We start from the raw sequence: 17,981 nt of genomic DNA, 5'->3' as shown, positions 1-17,981 counted from the left end.
TTTCACCGACCCACCGGTCGAATGGCGACACCCGGCACTATAGGCCCCTTGCAACAGGCTGGCTTGCAGGGGCGGCAAAACCCCTGCCGAGCCGCCCTCGCTCAGCGTGCGGGCACCTGCGCCAGGGCGACCTTGCCGTCACCCCAGCCGCCGCCCAGCGCGCGGATCAGGCCTACGGTGGCGGTGTACTGGGAGGTGCGCACCTGCAGTGCCTGGCGGCGGTTGCGCAGCTCGCTGCGGCGTGCGTCCAGCAGTTCGAGCTGGCTCACCAGGCCGTTGCGGTAGCGCGAATCCGACAGCTGGGTGGCGCGCACGGCCGACTGCACGGCGCGGCCCTGGGCCTCGGCCTGGCCGGCCAGCAGGCGCAGCGCGCTCAACTGGTCCTCGACCTCGCGGAAGGCCGTGAGCACCTGGCCGCGGTGCGCCGCCATGGCGGCCTCCAGCCGGGCGCGGGCACCCTCTTCCTGGGCCTTGCGCTGGCCGCCGTCGAAGATCGGCAGCGACAGCAGCGCGCCGATGCCCCAGGAGCGGGCCGACCACTTGAACAGGTCGCCCAGTTCGGGCGAGGCCTGGCCGGCATTGCCTGTGAGGGTGATGGCCGGGAACCAGGCCGCCTCGGCCACGCCCACGCGCGCCTGGGCTGCCAGCACCGAGGCCTGGGCGGCCGACACGTCGGGCCGGCGCGCCAGCACCGTGCCGGGCACGCCGGCCGGGATCACGGGCAGCGCGGCATCGCCGGTGCCCGGTGCCACGGCAAAGCCGGTGGCCACGTCGCCCACCAGCACCGCCAGGGCATTGGACAGCAGGGCCTGCTGGCGCTCCAGGGCCAGGGCCTCGGATTCGGTGGCCGCGACCTCGGTCTGCACGCGCGCCACGTCGAGCTCGGCCACATCGCCGGCCTGGAAGCGCCGCTGCGTCAGGCGCAGCGTGTCGCGGTAGGCAGCCAGGCTTTCGCGCACCAGCACCTGCTCGGCCTGCACCGAGCGCAGCTGCAGGTAGGTCTGCGCCACGTCGGCCTGGACCAGCAGGCGCGTGCTCTGCAGCAGCGCCTCGCGCGCCTGGGCATCGAGGCGGGCGGCATCGCTGGCCTTGGACAGGCGGCCGAACAGGTCGAGCTCGTAGGAGATGTTGAGGCCCACGCTGGTCAGCGTGGAGGCCTCGGTGCTGCCCGTGGTGCCAGCGCCGGCCTGGCGCGTGGCGCCGGCCGAGGCGCCGACCTGGGGTGCACGCGCGGCATCGGCCGAGCGCAGCAGCGAGCGCGCCTCGGCCAGGCGGGCCGCTGCCTCCTGCACCGTGGTATTGCCGCTGGCGGCACGCTCGACCAGGCCGCTGAGCACCGGGTCCTGGAAGCCCAGCCACCACTCGCCGCGCGGCTGTGCCTCGGCGGGGGCGGCGGTGGTCCATGCGGGGGCGCCGTCGGCCACGCTGAAGCTGGCGGGCACGGCCACGCCGGCATGCTCGGGCTGCGGCGCGATGGGCGTGCCCATGCAGCCGGCCAGCACCAGGGCGGCCACCAGCGGCGCCAGGCGCGCCGCGCGCCGCGCGGTCAGGGAAGGGTCTGAAAACATCGTAGTCGCATTCATGGCAAAGACTCCTTTGCGCTCATTCATTCGTCATGGCCGCGCGGAGCAGCCAGGATGGGGTGGGCCACGGCGCCAGGGCCGGGGGCATCGGTCAGCGGCGCCGTGTGGCTGCCGTGGTTGGCCAGGGGGCGGTTGCCGGCCAGGCGGCGCAGCACGACGTAGAACACCGGCGTGAGGAACAGGCCGAAGGCCGTCACCCCGATCATCCCGGCGAACACCGCCACGCCCATGGCGCTGCGCATCTCGGCGCCGGCACCGGTGGACAGCACCAGGGGCAGCACACCCATCACGAAGGCCAGCGAGGTCATCAGGATGGGGCGCAGCCGCAGGCGGCTGGCCTCGATGGCGGCCTGCACGGGGGTGCGGCCGGCAAACTCCAGCTCGCGGGCGAACTCCACGATCAGGATGGCGTTCTTCGCCGACAGCCCCACCAGCACGATGAGCCCGATCTGCGTGAAGACGTTGTTGTCGCCCTTGCTGAGCCAGACGCCCGTCATCGCCGCCAGCAGGCCCATGGGCACGATCAGGATGATGGCGATCGGCAGGGTCAGGCTTTCGTACTGCGCGGCCAGCACCAGGAACACCAGCAGGATGGCGATGGGGAACACCAGCACGGCGGAGTTGCCGGCCAGGATTTCCTGGTAGGTCAGCTCGGTCCACTCGAAGCTGATGCCCTTGGGCAGCGTCTCGGCGGCGATGCGCTCGATGGCGTCCTGCGCCTGGCCCGACGAGAAGCCGGGGCCGGGCTGGCCGTTCACGTCAGCGGCCAGGAAGCCGTTGTAGCGCATGGCACGCTCGGGGCCGAAGCTCGGCTCGAGCTTCATCAGCGCCGACAGCGGCACCATCTCACCCGAAGTGGAGCGCACCTTGAGCAGGCCCACGTCATCGCTGCGGGCGCGGTAGGCGGCATCGGCCTGCACACGCACGCTGTAGGTGCGGCCGAACTGGTTGAAGTCGTTGGCGTACAGGCTGCCCAGGTAGATCTGCAGCGTCTCGAAGATATCCGTCACCGGCACACCGAGCTGGCGCGCCTTGGTGCGGTCGATGTTCGCGTACAGCTGCGGCACGTTGACCTGCCAGCTCGTGAACAGACCGGCCAGCTCGGGCGTCTGGTAGGCCTTGGCCATGAAGGCCTTCACGGCGCCGTCCATGGCCTCGTAGCCCAGCGATGCGCGGTCTTCGATCTGCAGCTTGAAGCCACCCGTGGTGCCCAGGCCCGCCACCGGTGGCGGCGGGAACATGGCGATGAAGGCTTCCTGGATCTCGCCGAAGGACTGGTTCAGCTGGCCCGCCACGGCGCCGCCGCTCTGGTCGGCACGGGTGCGCTCGGCAAAGGGCTTGAGCGTGGCGAAGACGATGCCCGAGTTGGAGCTGTTGGTGAAGCCGTTGATCGACAGGCCGGGGAAGGCGATGGCGTCTTCCACGTTGGGGTTCTTCTTCATGATGTCGCCCATGCGGCGGATCACGTCCTCGGTGCGGTCCAGCGTGGCACCGTCGGGCAGCTGCGCGAAGCCGATCAGGTACTGCTTGTCCTGCGCCGGCACGAAGCCGCCGGGAATGATCTTGAACAGGCCGAAGGTCGCGCCCACCAGGGCCAGGTAGATCGCCAGCATCACCGCCTTGCGGCCGATGACGCGCTTGACGCCGCCGCTGTAGGCCTCGGAGCCGCGGTGGAACAGGCGGTTGAATCCTCGGAACACGCCGCCCAGCACCTTGTCCATGCCGCGCGTGAGCGCGTCCTTGGGCTCATGGTGGCCCTTGAGCAGCAGTGCGCTGAGCGCGGGCGACAGGGTCAGCGAGTTGATGGCCGAGATCACCGTGGAGATGGCGATGGTGACCGCGAACTGGCGGTAGAACTGGCCCGTGAGCCCGCTGATGAAGGCCAGTGGCACGAACACGGCCACCAGCACCAGCGCGATGGCGATGATGGGGCCGGAGACTTCGCGCATGGCGCGGTAGGTGGCCTCGCGCGGGGTCAGGCCGGCCTCGATGTTGCGCTCCACGTTCTCCACCACCACGATGGCGTCGTCCACCACGATGCCGATGGCCAGCACCAGGCCGAACAGGCTCAGCGCGTTGATCGAAAAGCCCAGCAGGTGCAGCACGGCAAACGTCCCCACCACCGACACCGGCACCGCCAGCAGCGGGATGATGGAGGCGCGCCAGGTCTGCAGGAACAGGATCACCACGATCACCACCAGGGCGATGGCTTCGAGCAGGGTCTGGATCACCGACTTGATGGAGGCCCGCACGAACTGCGTCGGGTCGTAGGCGATGCGGAATTCCACGCCCTCGGGCATGTTCTTCTGCAGTTCTTCCATGGTCTTGCGCACGTTGGCCGAGATGTCCAGGGCGTTGGAGCCCGGCGCCTGGAACACGCCCATGCCCACGGCCGGGTCGTTGTTGAGCAGCGAGCGCAGCGAGTAGTCGGCCGCGCCCAGCTCCAGGCGGGCGATGTCGCGCAGGCGCGTCACCGCGCCGTCGGTGCCGGTCTTGACGATGATGTCGCCGAAGTCGTCCTCGGTCTGCAGGCGGCCCTGGGCGTTGATGGACAGCTGCAGGTCCACGCCGGGCAGGCCGGGCGATGCGCCCACCACGCCGGCGGCGGCCTGCACGTTCTGGCCGCGGATGGCGGCCACCACGTCGCTGGCCGAGAGGCCGCGCTGCGCGACCTTCTGCGGATCGAGCCAGACGCGCATGGAATAGTCGCCACCGCCGAAGATCTGCACCTGGCCCACGCCCTGGATGCGCGCGAGGCGGTCCTTGACGTTGAGCACGGCGTAGTTGCGCAGGTAGTCGATGTCGTAGCGGCCATTGGGCGAGACCATGTGCACGACCATGGTCAGGTCGGGCGCGCTCTTGACCGTGGTGACGCCCAGGCGGCGCACTTCCTCGGGCAGGCGTGGCTCGGCCTGCGAGACGCGGTTCTGCACCAGTTGCTGCGCCTTGTCCGGGTCGGTGCCCAGGGCGAAGGTCACGGTCAGCGTCATCACGCCGTCGGTCGTGGCCTGGCTGCCCATGTAGAGCATGCCTTCCACGCCGTTGATGGATTCCTCCAGCGGCGTGGCGACGGTTTCGGCGATGACCTTGGGGTTGGCGCCCGGGTACTGGGCGCGCACCACCACGGATGGCGGGGCCACTTCGGGGTATTCGGAGATCGGCAGGCTGCGCAATGCGATCAGCCCCCCGAGGAAGATGAGCACCGACAGCACCCCGGCGAAGATGGGGCGGTCGATGAAGAAGCGGGATAGATTCATGGCTGGTGTTCTTTCAGCGGGCGCTCACTGCCCTTACGCGGCAGGCGACTTGGCGGCGCGGGCTTCCTTGCGCTCGGCGGCAGGGATCTCGGCCTTGGCGGTCATGGGGACGGACTGCGGTGCAACCACGGCGCCGGGGCGCACGCGCTGCAGGCCGTTGACGATGATGGTCTCGCCGGCCTTCAGGCCCGAGGTGACCACGCGCAGGCCTTCGATGGGCGCGCCCAGCGTGACCTCGCGGTACTCGGCCTTGTTGCCTTCGCCCACCACCAGCACGAACTTCTTGTTCTGGTCCGTGCCCACGGCGCGCTCGTTGATCAGGATGGCCTGCGAGCTGCGCGCCTGGCCCATGCGGACGCGCGCGAACTGGCCGGGGATGAGGTCGCCACCTTCGTTGTCGAACACGGCGCGCACGCGCACCGTGCCGCTTTTCGCATCGACCTGGTTGTCGATGAGCTGCAGCTTGCCCACGTGCGGCGTGCCGCCCGAGGTGCCGGTGCCCATCTGCACGGGGATGCGCTCGATCAGGGTGCGGGCGCTGGTGCCGGACTTGAGGTCCTGCAAGGCCTTCACCACCACCTGCTCGTCGGTATCGAAGCTGGCGTAGATCGGGCTTACCGAGACCAGCGTGGTCAGCACCGGAGCGCCGGGGCCCGAAGCCACCAGGTTGCCCTGGGTGACCTCGATGCGGCCCACGCGGCCGGCCACGGGGGCACGCACCTGGGTGTAGCCGAGGTTCAGGCGCGCAGTCTGCAGCGCGGCCTGGGCGGCACGCAGGTTGGCATCGGCCTCGCGCTGGGCGTTCTGGCGTTCGTCGTGCTCGCGCTGGGCGATGGCGCTTTCCTGCAGCAGGCGCGTGGCGCGCTCCAGCTCACTGCGGGTGTAGGACACGCGGGCCTGCGCGGCGGCGACCTGCGCCTCGGCGCGGTCCACTTCGGCGGCATAGGGCGCTGGGTCCACGGTGATCAGCAGGTCGCCTTGCTTGACCAGCGAGCCTTCGCGGAAATGCACCGACTGCACGGCACCGGAGACGCGGGCGCGGATGTCCACGCGCTGCACGGCTTCGAGCCGGCCCGAGAACTCGTCCCACAGGGAAATGTCCTGCTGCAGCACGGCGGCCACGGAAACGGGCACGGCCTGGGGCTGCGCCGCACCGGCGGTGGCCTGGGCCGAGGGCGACTGGAACACCAGCACGGCGGAGGCCGCGACGGCAGCGGCGGCCGTGGCCAGGGTGGCGAGGCCCAGGGGGCGCTTGGGGAAAGGAAGATGGAAGTTCATGGTCACTTTCTGTGGCGGGGCCGTTCTCGTGGAACAGGTCCCGCAGCGGTTTTCAATATCGGATGGAATGGAAGCGGACGAAGTCTGGGCACTGACACGGTGGCAAGGTCAACACCGGCTGCGCAAGGCGGCGGTGGTGTCGGCAGTGGCAGTGCTCCCGGGTGCAGCGGCCTGCAGATGGATGGTGTTCATAGGCTAGTCCTCCGTGTCGTTGAAATGGGCAAAAACAGATCGTCAAAAAAACGCGGGCAACAGCCGGTCCGTACCGCTCTCGGGCGGCACTCGCACCGGCTCCTGGCCAGTCATGGGCAAAGCATTCCCCCTCCGGCGCCAATGGCCGGAAATTTGCAGGGTGAGCGCCTGGCTCGGTAAGTGGGGTGGCGGGAGTATCGAACCTCAACTTACGTTGAGGTCAACCACGTCCTACAAACCCTGGGGTCTCAGGTGGGGGCCGGACATCGGGTGTCCTCGAAAAACTGCCGGATCTGCACCAGCGCGCCTTCGGCGCAGGGGCATTCGCGCTGCCCGGCCTCCAGGGCTTCGGGCATCTCTCCGGCTTTGGGGAACACATGGCGCCGCACCAGCAGGCCGGCGGATTCGAGGCGCGCGGCATAGGCCAGCGCCTCGTCGTGCATGGGGTCGGTATCGCCCACCATCACCAGGGTGGAGGGCAGGCCCGCCAGGCGGTGTGCAGTGGCGGGCACGGCATAGGGGTGTTCGGCATCGCGCGGGCAGCGCAGGAAATTGCGCCAGCCTTCGGTCCATTTGCAGCCGGTGGCATCGCCCGTGGCTTCGCGCACCGAGGCCGTGCCCACGCAGGGGTCGAGCATGGGCGACAGCAAAATCTGCCCGGCCAGCGGCGGATGCGACTGGTCGCGTGCCATCACCGAGACTGCGGCCGCCAGGTTGCCGCCGGCCTCCTCGCCCGCCAAGTAGATCTGCGCGCCCTGCCCGCCGAGCTTGACGCGGTTGCGGAAGGCCCATTGCAGCACACCGTAGCCGGTGTTCACGGGCTGGGGAAACGGGGTCAACGGGTAGGCCACCGACACCACCACGGCGCCGGCCCGCTCCAGCAGGTCGGCCACGGTGCAGCCGGTATCGAGGTCGCCCGTGGTGAAGGCGCCACCGTGGAAATGCACCACCAGCGGCGAAGGCTTGCCGGGCAGCTTGCGGCCGTAGACGCGTACCGCCACCTCTTCGCCCTTGGCCACCTCAATGGTGGCATCGGTGCGCTGGGGGGCGCCCACTGCGGCGCCAGGGGCCTTGGAGGAGGCTCCGGCACGGCTAGGCGACGATGTGGAAGGCGAGCGATCGGGCTGCATGGCATGGACCCATTGGATTGACGATGGATGAAATGTAGTACCTTGCGACTTTCGGATAAACAGGCCAAACACCACTGCACTGTTTCCAAAAGCTCAACAATCCCGCGCAGGCCGCGTGTGAGAATTACCCTGCACCCACTGGTGGGTGCAAGTACAAAGTACAAGGAGAGCCCATGGACCAGATACAGGCCATGCGCATATTCGTGCGGGTGGTGGAGGCCGGCACGTTCACCAGGGCGGCGGATTCGCTTTCGCTGCCCAAGGCCACGGTCACCAAGCACGTGCAGGCGCTGGAGGAGCGCCTGCGCGTGAAGCTGCTCAACCGCACCACGCGCCGCGTGACCGTGACGGCCGACGGCGCTGCCTACTACGAGCGAACCATCCGCCTCTTGACCGACCTGGACGATATCGAGGCGAGCATGACCAATGCCCGCTCCAACCCGCGCGGACGCCTGCGCGTAGACGTGGGCACCTCGATGGCACAACTGCTCATCCTGCCCAACCTGGCGGAATTCCACGCCCGCTTCCCCGACATCCAGGTGGACCTGGGCGTGAGCGACCGCATGGTGGACCTGATCAGCGACAACGTGGATTGCGTGATCCGCGGGGGCGAGTTGACCGACCAGTCGCTGGTGGCGCGGCGCATCGGCAACCTCGAATTCATCACCGTGGCCTCGCCCGAGTACCTGGCGAAGCACGGCACGCCGGCCACCCCGCTGGAGATCGAGGAAAAGCACTCCATCGTCGTCTACTTCTCGCCACAGAGCGGGCGCCACTACCCGCTGGAGTTCCGCAAGGGCGAGGAGTCCATCGACATCACCGGCCCCTACCAGGTGAGTGTGAACGAGAGCAACGCCTATGTGACGGCCGCCACCTCGGGCCTGGGAATCGCGCAGATCACAAGCTTCCAGGCCACGCGGCACCTGGAGAGCGGCACGCTGGTGCGCATCCTGCCCGAATGGACGCAGCCCCTGCTGCCCATCTACGTGGTCTACCCGCCCAACCGCCACCTGAGCGCCAAGGTGCGCGCCTTCGTGGACTGGACGGCCGAGCTGGTGCAACGCAACTCGCACCTGCAACGGACGATCTGACTGCCTTTGGGCCGTTTCGCGCCATGCCCCAAGGTATGCTTGAGGGATGAGCGACGCCCCCGATACCCCCGAGCCCGAATCTGGCTCTCCACCCGAAGCCGCGCCCGCCAAACCGGTCCAGCCGCGCAACCCGCTGCACGGCGTGACCCTGGAGACCATGGTGGTGGCCCTGGCAGACTACTTCGGCTGGGACGAACTGGGCCAGCGCATTCCCGTGCGCTGCTTCCAGAGCGACCCGAGCGTGGCATCGAGCCTCAAGTTCCTGCGCAAGACGCCCTGGGCACGCGAGAAGGTCGAGAGCCTGTACCTGTTCATGCTGCGCGACCAGAAACGCAACGCGCAGGAGTGAAACCGCCTCAGGCGGGTTCGGCTACAGGCAGGTAGCGTTCGATATGGCCCATGGCGCGGGCCACATAGTCGTCCTTTTCGCCCACCGGGGCGAAGTAATGCAGGGCGGTGGCCGCCTCCTCCACCCCCGCCAGGCGGGCAATCACCCAGCCGGCCAGGTAGGACGAGGACAGGCAGCCCCCGGCCGTGGCCACATTGCCATGGGCAAACAGCGGCTGGTCCAGCACGGTGACACCGGCGGCCTGCACCCAGGGCTTGGTGGTCAGGTCCGTGCAGGCGGGCACGTTGTCCAAGAGCCCCAGTTTGGCCAGGACCAGGGCCCCCGAGCACTGGGCACCCAGCAACTGCCGCGCAGGGTCGAACTGCAGCTGCGCCATCAGCGCGGCGTCTTCCACCACCTCGCGGGTCTTGATGCCACTGCCCACCAGCACCGCATCGGCATCCCGCGCCCAATCCAGCGACGCCTGGTGCGGCTCGACCACGATGCCGTTCATGGAGCGCACGCGCGGAGTGGGGCCAACCAGGGCCACCTCCCAGCCCGGGCGCTTGACCCGGTTGAGGATGCCCAGGGCGATCAGGGAGTCGAGTTCATTGAAGCCGTCAAAGGCCAGCAGGGCAATGCGCATGGTGTGCTCACGGGGTGAAAGATGCGCCATCGTAAGCAGGCCACTTAGTACAATCAAAGAATTGTCATAGATACACGGGGATTGCGATGGGCCTGGTCCGGTACAAACACGTGGTCGATGCGCTGGCCGCCGACATCCGCACCGGCCGGCTGCGGCCCGCCACCCGCCTGCCCACGCACCGCGCACTGGCGGCGAAGTACGGTCTGGCACTGGGCACGGCCAGCCGTGTGTATGCCGAGCTGGAGGCCATCGGCCTGGTGGTGGGCGAAACCGGGCGCGGCACCTTCGTGCGCGACCCGTCGTACCCGCGGCCGGGCGCGGACCTCACCGCGCCGCAGGCCAGCGCCATCGACCTGTCGTTCAACAACCCCAGCGTGCCCGGGCAGGCCGAGCAATTGCGCGAGGCCCTGCGCCAGCTTGCGGCCTCGGGCGACCTGGAATCGCTGCTGCACTACCAGCCCTACGGCGGGCGCCTGCACGAGCGCGCCATCGTGGCGCGGCACCTGCAGTCGCGGCTGCTGAAGGTGCCGGGCGAACAGGTCCTCATCGTCAATGGCGCCCAGCACGGCATGGCGGTGGCCGCGCTGGGCCTGCTCCAGCCCGGCGACATCGTGGCCGTGGACGCCCTCACCTACCCGGGCTTTCGCGTGCTGGCCGAGCGCCTGCGACTGGACCTGGCGCCCGTGCCCATGGGCCCCGAGGGCACGGACCTCGACGCGCTGCAGCGCCTGTGCCATGCCCGGCCGGTTCGCGCCATCTACACCATGCCCACGCTGCACAACCCGCTGGGCTGCGTGATGCCGGCGCGCTCGCGCGGGCGCCTGGCCATGATCGCGCGCCAGCACGATCTGCTGGTGATCGAGGATGCCCCGTACGCCTACCTGGCCGGCGATGCCTTGGTACCCATCGCCGCGCTGGCGCCCGAGCGCACGGTGTATGTCTCCAGCCTGTCCAAGAACGTGGCCACGGGCCTGCGCTTCGGCTTTGTCGCGGCCGCGCCGGAGATGATCACGCCCCTGGAGCGCGCCATCCGCGCAACCTCCTGGAACACGGCCGGCATGCTCACCGCCATCGCCTGCGCCTGGATCGAAGACGGCACCGTGGCCCGGCTGGAAGCCGAAAAACGCGCCGACACCGCGCAGCGCCAGGCCCTGGTCACCGAGGTGCTCGGGGAATTGCCGCTGGTGCGCCACCCGCACTCCTACTTCGTCTGGCTGCCGCTGGGCGATGACCAACGGGCCGACCGCATTGCAGCCACCTTGCTGCAGCGCGGCGTCACGGTCTCCACCGCGGAAGGCTTTGCCACCACCACGCATGTGCCCCAGGCCCTGCGCGTGGCGCTGGGCTCGGTGCCGCTGGAAGAGCTGCCCCGGGCACTGGCGCTGGTGCGGCAGGCGGTGGAGCAGGATTCGTCCTAGTCGCTGAAAGCCACCGTCTGGCGCGCACGCCGGTCCACCTGCAGGGTGAAGATGTCGGGCCGCGCATAGTGGCCCACCACGTCGAAGTCGTAGCGCGCACGCACCAGCTCCTCCACGTCGATCTGCGCGGTGAGCAGGCCGGTGCTGTTCTGCAGCGGGCCGGCCAGCACGTCGCCCAGCGGCCCCACGATCACGCTGTTGCCGCGGATCAGCGGGCGGTCGGCATCCCAGCCCGGTGCCTCGATGCCCAGGGCGCGCGGCGAGGGCTGCACCTGGCAGGCGCTGATGACGAAGCAGCGCCCCTCGTGCGCGATGTGGCGCATGGAGCATTGCCAGATGTCGCGCTCGTCCACAGTGGGCGCACACCAGATCTGCACGCCCTGGGCATACATGGCGGTGCGCAGCAGGGGCATGTGGTTCTCCCAGCAGATCACGCCGCCGACGCGGCCAACGGCCGAATCGACCACCGGCAGGGTGGAGCCGTCGCCCTGGCCCCAGATCAGGCGCTCGGTGCCCGTGGGCATGAGCTTGCGGTGCTTGCCAACCAGGCCCTTGTCGGGATCGAAGTACAGCGCCGTGCAATACAGGGTGCTGCCCGCGCGCTCGATCACGCCCAGCACCAGCATGGCGCCCGTGCGCTGCGCAAGGCCTGCCAGTGCCTCGGTCTCGGGGCCGGGCACGTCGATGGCGCTGGCATGGTAGCGCGCAAAGGCCTCGCGCCCCTCGGGCAGGCGGTAGCCCAGGCGGGTGCCGAAGATCTCGCCCTTGGGGTAGCCGCCCAGCAGCGCCTCGGGCATGACGACCAGGCGCGCGCCCGAATCCTGGATTTCGCCTTCGAATGCGAGCACGTTGGCCAGGGTCTGGGCCGTGCCTTCGGGCGAGGAGCCGATTTGCAGGGCGGCGACGGTGGAAATTGCCATGGATGAACTCCGTTGATTGCAGATGCGCCAGTGTTGACGCACCGATAAGATGAATCAACGCCGCTCCATTGCTGAAAGATATGAATGACATTGATATCGGGTTCGACCTGAACGGGCTGCGCGTCTTTGAAGCCTTGTACGAAGAAGGGGGTGCCACGCGCGCCGCGCTGCGCCTGTCGCTCACCCAGTCGGCCGTGAGCGCGGCGCTGGGGCGGCTGCGCAAGGTCTATGGCGACCCCTTGTTCACGCGCACCGGCCGCGGCCTGGCGCCCACGCTGCGCGCGCAGGAGCTGCGGCCGGTGATCGGTGAGGCACTGAACAAATGCCGCGAAACCCTGGCCCTGGGCACCTCGATCGCGGCGCGCTACCAGGGCCGCTCGGTGGTGCTGGGCCTGTCGGACGATTTCGAGATCGCCATGGGCCCGTGGCTGGTGCAGTTGATGGCACAGCACGCGCCGGGGCTGCGCCTGGCGTTCCGGCAGACGCACAGCCAGATCGTGGCCGAGATGCTGATGGCGCGCGAGATCGACCTGGCCATCACGGCCGGCGGCTTTGCCACGCGCTGGCTCAGCCACCGGGTACTCGGCGAAGGTGGCTATGCCTGCGTGGCGGATGCGCCAGCGGGCCGGCGCAAGGCGCCCTCCAGGCTCACGGTGCAGCACTACGTGGCGCGCGACCACGTCCTCATTTCATCGGGCGGCTTCATCGGCGTGGTGGACGAGGTGCTGGCCGCCCTGGGCCACAAGCGCCGCGTGGTGGCCTCGACCACGCACTTCGCCGCCCTGCCCTACCTGCTCAAGGGAACGCAGGCCATCGCCACGGTGCCTGCGCATGCCGCGCATGCCATGGCGCGCCTGGCCGGACTGGTGGTGCTGCCCTGCCCCGTGGCCATGCCGCGCTATGCGGTGGAACTGGGCTGGCGCACCGACGCCCTGCGCGACTCGGCCGTGGCGCAGGTGCAGTCGGTGGTGGCGGCCCACTGGGGTGGGCCGCCTGTGGAACCGGGCGGCTGAAACCACCCGGCAGGGCTGCCTCAATCCCCCGTCGCGACCAGGAAGTTGCGGCTGATGCCGCCACCCAGGTCGTTCACGCGGTCCAGGAACTGCGTGAGGAAGGCGTGCAGCCCGGTCGACAGGATCTCGTCGATGCGGCCGTACTGCAGGTCGGCCAGCAGGCGGCCGGCGCGGCGCTGGGTTTCCGACGAATGGTCGTTGGCGAGCACGGCCAGGTTGTCCACCACCTCGCGCATGCTGGCATGCAGCGAGCGCGGCATGTCGCGGCGCAGGATCAACAGGTCCGCCACGCGGCCCGGGGTGATCACGTCGCGGTAGACCTTGCGGTAGACCTCGAAGGCCGAGACGCTGCGCAGGATGGCGCTCCAGTGGTAGAAGTCGTTCTCCTGGTTGCGCTCGCTGGCGCGACCGAAGAAGTCTTTCTTCACGGCGTGGAACTTCACATCCAAGAGGCGCGCGGTGTTGTCCGAGCGTTCGAGGAAGGTGCCCATGCGCAGGAAGTGGAAGGCCTCGTCCTGCAGCATGGTGCCCAGCGTGACGCCACGCGACAGGTGCGAGCGGTACTTGACCCACTCGAAGAACTGGCCCGGGTCGCGCTCGAAGGCGTCGCCCTTGAGCAGGCGCTGCAGCTCCAGCCAGGTCTGGTTCTGCGTTTCCCAGATCTCGGTGGTCAGGGCACCGCGCACGGCACGCGCGTTCTCGCGCGCAGCGCGCAGGCAGGAGACGATGGACGAGGGATTCTCGCCATCGCGCACCATGAAGTGCAGCACGCGCTCGGGCGTCACTTCGCCGTGCTTGGCGGTGTAGGCCGGGATCAGCTCGCTGATGGACAGCAGGCCCTCCCAACCCTCCTGCGCCACGGCGGCGGACTGGGGCAGCAACGAGGTCTCGTAGCTCACGTTGAGCATGCGTGCGGTGTTCTCCGCGCGTTCGGTGTACCTGGACATCCAGAACAGGTGATCGGCTGTGCGGCTGAGCATTACGCGGTCCCTCCTTCTCCGAGCACCCAGGTGTCCTTGGTGCCACCGCCTTGTGATGAATTGACGACCAGCGAGCCTTCCTGCAGGGCCACGCGCGTGAGGCCGCCGGCGACCATCTGCACGTCGCGCCCGCTGAGAACGAAGGGGCGCAGGTCGATGTGGCGCGGCGCGATGCCGGCGTCCACATAGGTCGGGCAGCTCGACAGGCTGAGCGTGGGCTGTGCGATGTAGCCGGCCGGGTTGGCCAGCAGCGCTCCGCGGAAGTCCTCGATCTCGGCCTTGGTGGCGGCCGGGCCGATGAGCATGCCGTAGCCGCCCGCGCCGTGCACTTCCTTGACCACCAGTTCGGACAGGTGGTCCAGCACGTACTGCAGGTCGTCCTGCTTGCGGCACATCCAAGTGGGCACGTTCTTCAGGATGGGCTCCTGGCCGAGGTAGAAGCGGATCATCTCGGGCACGTAGGGGTAGACCGACTTGTCGTCGGCCACGCCCGTGCCCACGGCGTTGCAGATGCCCACGTTGCCCGCGCGGTAGGCCTCCATCAGGCCGGCGCAGCCCAGTGTGGAGGTGCGGCGGAACACCTGCGGGTCGAGAAAATCGTCGTCCACGCGGCGGTAGATCACGTCCACGCGCTGCAGGCCGCGCGTGGTGCGCATGTAAACGAAGCGGTCCTTGACCACCAGGTCCTGGCCCTCGACCAGCTCCACGCCCATCTGCTGCGCCAGGAAGGCGTGCTCGAAGTAGGCGCTGTTGTGCATGCCGGGCGTGAGCACCACCACCGTGGGCTCATCGGCCGTGGCGGGGGCGCTGGCGCGCAGGGTCTCGAGCAGCATGTCCGGGTAGTGGGCCACGGGCGCCACCTTGTGCAGGCTGAACAGGTCGGGAAAGAGCCGCATCATCATCTTGCGGTTTTCGAGCATGTAGCTCACGCCGCTGGGCACCCGCAGGTTGTCTTCGAGCACGTAGTACTCGCCTTCGCCCTGGGCGTTGGGGGCGCGCACGATGTCGATGCCGGCAATGTGCGCATAGATGTTCTGCGGCACCTGCACGCCCGCCATCTCGGGCCGGTACTGGGCATTGTTGAGCACCAGGTCGGACGGAACGATGCCGGCGCGGATGATGTCCTGCCCGTGGTAGACATCGTGGATGAAGCGGTTGAGCGCCGTGACCCGCTGCACCAGGCCCTGCTGCATGCTGGCCCACTCGTGCGAGGGGATGATGCGCGGTATCAGGTCGAAGGGAATGAGCCGCTCGTTGCCGGCGCCGTCCTCGTCCTTGGCGCCGTAGACGGCAAAGGTGATGCCCACGCGGCGGAAGATCATCTCCGCCTCGGCCCGGCGGGCCTGCATCACGTCCACCGGCTGCCTGGACAGCCATTGCGCGTAGCGCTTGTAGTGTTCTCGCACGTCGCTGCCATCGAAAGGCAGCATGGCGTACATCTCATCAAATTTCTGCATGAACTGGCCTCCTGCTTGCAGGATAGCAAGTTGTGCGCCCAGTTTCCGCAAATCAGCCGACTGCGCCAGTACGCCATCGGCCGCTGGCTGCGTCAGCGTGGCAAAGCTGGCACCATGTCGTGCCTCCAATACCGTCGGCTGGCATCGCGTTCGCAGGCCACCTCTTCGGGCTGCGCGGAGGACCATGTGGCCGCGCCGCAGCGCGCCGACTCCACCACGGCGATGCCGCGCGCCTGGTAGCGCGCGAGCACATCGGGCGCCGGATGGCCGAAGCGGTTGCGGTAGCCGGCCTGCACCAAAGCAGTGCGTGGCGCCACGGCATCCAGGAAACCGGCGGTGGAAGAGGTCTTGCTGCCATGGTGGGGCACCAGCAGCACATCGGCCTTGAGCGGTGCCTTACCGGCTACCAGGGCCTGCTCCTGCGCGGTCTCGATATCGCCAGCCAGCAACGCCACCGCGGGCCGCTCCCCCGCCGCCACGATGCGCAGCACGCAGCTGGCATGGTTGGCACGCACCACCGCCCCGGCGCCGGGCGCCGGGTGCAGCACCTCGAAGGCCACGCCATCCCATTCCCAGCGCTGGCCCGCCAGGCAGGGCGTGGCCGGGCGCAGGGCCTGCAGCTCGTGCCCGGCCTCGATGGAGCCGGTGAGCCGCGCGCCCGGCTGCTGGGCCAGCACGGCCGCGGCGCCACCGGTGTGGTCGGCATCGCGGTGGCTGAGCATGAGCACGTCCACCCGCTCGCCCAGGGCGCGCAGCAGCGGCACGAGCACACGGTGGCCGGCATCGCTTTCCAGGCTGAAGCGCGGGCCCGCGTCGTACAGCAGGGTGTGGGTGGCTGTGCGCACCAGCACCGCATTGCCCTGGCCGATGTCGGCGGCCAGCAGCTCGAACTGCCCCGGCGCGGGCCGCCCAGGCTGCCACCACAGCACCGGCAGCACCAGCGGCAGGGCCAGCAGGCGCAGCCGCCACGGCAGGCGCATCGCCAGCAGCAGCCCGCCGGCCAGGGCGGCGGCCCCGGCCCACAGCGGCGCCACGGGCAGGTAGAGCACGGCCATGGGCCAGGTGGCCAGCCACTGCAACAGGGCGGCCAACGGCTGCAGGCTCCACAGCGCCAGGTTCCACAGCGGCACACAGAGCACGCCACCCAGCGCCAGCGGCGTGACCACCAGCGTGACCCAGGGAATGGCCACCAGATTGGCCACAAAGCCCACCAGCGACACCTGGCCGAACAGCAGCAGGGAGAGCGGCGTGAGCGCCAGCGTGACCACCCACTGCTCGCGCAGCAGCGCCAGCACGCGTGCCCGGCCCCGGGGTGGCGCACTGCCAACGGCCCGCGTATCGGTGGCAAACAGCACCGCCACCGCCACGAAGCTGAGCCAGAAGCCCGCCTGGTACAGGGCCCAGGGGTCCACCCAGACCACGGCGGCGCAGGCCAGCAGCCAGACCTGGGGCCAGGGCCAGCGCCGGCCCGAGAGCTGCAGCAGGGCCACGGTGGCCAGCATGGTCACCGTGCGTTGCGCGGGCACGCCCCAGCCGCTGAACAGGGCATAGGCCGCCGCCAGCAGCACCCCGGCCACCAGCGCCGCCGTGGGCGCCGGCACGGCCAGGCAAAGGCGCGGCGAGCGGCGCCACAAGGCACCCACCGCCAGCGCGGCAAGCCAGGCGAACAGGGTGATGTGCAGGCCTGAGATGCTCATCAGGTGCGCCACGCCCGTGGCACGGAACACATCCCAGTCGGCGCGGTCGATGGCGCGCTGGTCGCCTGTGACCAGGGCCGCCACCACGCCGGCCATGCGCGCGCGGCCCGGGTCGTCGGGGTCCAGGCCCGGGGCCAGGCGCGCCAGGATGGCATCGCGCACCGACTGGCGTGCCTGCTCCACCGGGTACCGCAAGGTGCTGGCCAGGCGCACCGGTGCCTGGTCCTTGGGGCCCGTGCGCACGGTGCCGGTGGCCTGCACGCCCTGCTCCCAGGTCCAGAGTTCGTAGTCGAAGCCATGCGGGTTGCTCAGGCCATGCGGCGCGCGCGGGCGGATGGTCATTTCCCAGCGCTCGCCCGCATGCAGGGCCGGGGGCCGGCGCTGCGGCTCCAGCGGCCGCACGGTGGTGGTCGCGCTGGTGGCGCCGAAGAAGAAGCCGCCGTACCAGGAAACATCCATGCGTTCGGGCAACTGCACGGCCTGGCTCGGCTGGCCCGGTTCTGCGGCGGGCAACCAGGCCGACTCGACCTGCAGGCGCAGGCGCACGCCCGCCTCGTTGACCTGGGGCATGGCGGCAATGGTGCCGATGACGCGGATGTTCTGCCCCTCCAGCGCCGGGTCCAGTGCGCCCTGCAGGTAGACCGTGGCGCGCAGGCCGGTGGTGGCAAACAGCAGCCCGGCACCGGCGCAGGCCGCGAGCAGGCGGCAGGCCCAGCGGCCCGGCAAGGCCGCCGAATGCAGCGCCAGACCCGAAAGCCCCCAGGCCACCACGGCGCACGCCAGCACCACTGCATAACCATGCCAATGCCAGAGCGCCGCCTGCTGCAGTTGCAGGGCCGCGCCGCAGAGGCTGCCGACCAGCAGCGCCGGCACGCGCCACAGGGGAGCGGCATGGCGGCCGCGCAGGCCCGCCGCTGGAGCAGCATCAGCGGAGCTGGCTAGGGTGGCTGCGGCAAGTGGCTCGGGCATCCCCGCATGCTAAACCGCGGGT

Annotated in this window: 13 protein-coding genes; 4 read left to right on the top strand and 9 right to left on the bottom strand. The window is 69.5% G+C overall.

Going from position 1 to position 17,981, the window contains the following annotated elements; all coding sequences use genetic code 11:
* Positions 1 to 101: 101 nt before the first annotated feature.
* The 4 genes from AC07X5_RS24965 to AC07X5_RS24950 all read right to left on the bottom strand — a co-directional run bounded on the left by AC07X5_RS24965 (position 102) and on the right by AC07X5_RS24950 (position 7,440).
* Positions 102 to 1,583, bottom strand: a complete 1,482-nt coding sequence (locus tag AC07X5_RS24965; protein WP_494772305.1) for an efflux transporter outer membrane subunit — start codon at positions 1,581 to 1,583, stop codon at positions 102 to 104.
* 23 nt (positions 1,584 to 1,606) lie between these two features.
* Positions 1,607 to 4,840, bottom strand: a complete 3,234-nt coding sequence (locus tag AC07X5_RS24960) for an efflux RND transporter permease subunit (RefSeq protein ID WP_494772304.1) — start codon at positions 4,838 to 4,840, stop codon at positions 1,607 to 1,609.
* 33 nt (positions 4,841 to 4,873) lie between these two features.
* Positions 4,874 to 6,118, bottom strand: coding sequence for an efflux RND transporter periplasmic adaptor subunit (locus AC07X5_RS24955; RefSeq protein ID WP_494772303.1), 1,245 nt, complete (start codon positions 6,116 to 6,118; stop codon positions 4,874 to 4,876).
* Positions 6,119 to 6,558: 440 nt separating this feature from the next.
* On the bottom strand, positions 6,559 to 7,440 hold the full coding sequence (locus tag AC07X5_RS24950) for an alpha/beta hydrolase (RefSeq protein WP_494772302.1): 882 nt from the start codon (positions 7,438 to 7,440) through the stop codon (positions 6,559 to 6,561).
* Between the two features lie 173 nt (positions 7,441 to 7,613).
* Between AC07X5_RS24950 and AC07X5_RS24945 the strand changes: the two genes are divergently transcribed.
* Both AC07X5_RS24945 and AC07X5_RS24940 read left to right on the top strand, forming a co-directional pair.
* Positions 7,614 to 8,531 (top strand): LysR family transcriptional regulator, encoded by a 918-nt coding sequence (locus AC07X5_RS24945; protein ID WP_494772301.1) that lies wholly within the window; start codon positions 7,614 to 7,616, stop codon positions 8,529 to 8,531.
* 46 nt (positions 8,532 to 8,577) lie between these two features.
* A complete protein-coding gene (locus AC07X5_RS24940) occupies positions 8,578 to 8,880 on the top strand; it encodes a VF530 family protein (RefSeq protein ID WP_494772300.1) in 303 nt (100 codons plus the stop codon).
* 7 nt (positions 8,881 to 8,887) lie between these two features.
* On the opposite strand, the gene AC07X5_RS24935 is transcribed toward AC07X5_RS24940, so the two are convergent.
* Positions 8,888 to 9,505, bottom strand: a complete 618-nt coding sequence (locus AC07X5_RS24935) for a DJ-1/PfpI family protein (RefSeq protein WP_494772299.1) — start codon at positions 9,503 to 9,505, stop codon at positions 8,888 to 8,890.
* Between the two features lie 86 nt (positions 9,506 to 9,591).
* Here AC07X5_RS24935 and AC07X5_RS24930 point away from each other — a divergent pair, with 86 nt between their 5' ends.
* Positions 9,592 to 10,923 carry an aminotransferase-like domain-containing protein gene (locus tag AC07X5_RS24930; protein ID WP_409960680.1) on the top strand — a complete coding sequence of 444 codons (1,332 nt, stop codon included), beginning with the start codon at positions 9,592 to 9,594 and terminating at the stop codon, positions 10,921 to 10,923.
* On the opposite strand, the gene AC07X5_RS24925 is transcribed toward AC07X5_RS24930, so the two are convergent.
* Positions 10,920 to 11,843, bottom strand: a complete 924-nt coding sequence (locus AC07X5_RS24925; RefSeq protein ID WP_494772298.1) for a carbon-nitrogen hydrolase family protein — start codon at positions 11,841 to 11,843, stop codon at positions 10,920 to 10,922. The two genes, AC07X5_RS24930 and AC07X5_RS24925, sit on opposite strands and share 4 nt — an antisense overlap.
* 80 nt (positions 11,844 to 11,923) lie before the next feature.
* Between AC07X5_RS24925 and AC07X5_RS24920 the strand changes: the two genes are divergently transcribed.
* Entirely contained in the window at positions 11,924 to 12,856 is a 933-nt protein-coding gene (locus AC07X5_RS24920) for a LysR family transcriptional regulator (protein WP_494772297.1), read from the top strand.
* A gap of 20 nt (positions 12,857 to 12,876) precedes the next feature.
* Here AC07X5_RS24920 and AC07X5_RS24915 read toward each other — a convergent pair whose 3' ends face one another.
* From AC07X5_RS24915 to AC07X5_RS24905, 3 genes are all read right to left on the bottom strand, one after another.
* The gene (locus tag AC07X5_RS24915) at positions 12,877 to 13,836 is read right to left on the bottom strand and encodes an alpha-E domain-containing protein (protein ID WP_409960677.1); all 960 of its coding nucleotides are present in this window, start codon (positions 13,834 to 13,836) and stop codon (positions 12,877 to 12,879) included.
* Positions 13,836 to 15,293 (bottom strand): circularly permuted type 2 ATP-grasp protein, encoded by a 1,458-nt coding sequence (locus AC07X5_RS24910; protein ID WP_409960676.1) that lies wholly within the window; start codon positions 15,291 to 15,293, stop codon positions 13,836 to 13,838. The genes AC07X5_RS24915 and AC07X5_RS24910 overlap by 1 nt, the downstream gene beginning before the upstream one ends.
* Positions 15,294 to 15,385: 92 nt before the next feature.
* The gene (locus AC07X5_RS24905; protein ID WP_494772296.1) at positions 15,386 to 17,959 is read right to left on the bottom strand and encodes a DNA internalization-related competence protein ComEC/Rec2; all 2,574 of its coding nucleotides are present in this window, start codon (positions 17,957 to 17,959) and stop codon (positions 15,386 to 15,388) included.
* Positions 17,960 to 17,981 lie beyond the last annotated feature (22 nt).

The sequence above is a fragment of the Acidovorax sp. GW458-11-26-14-TSB4 genome (genome assembly GCF_059423865.1).
The sequence above is the reverse complement of the archived record's forward strand: the minus strand, read 5'-3'. Positions and strand labels throughout refer to the sequence as shown.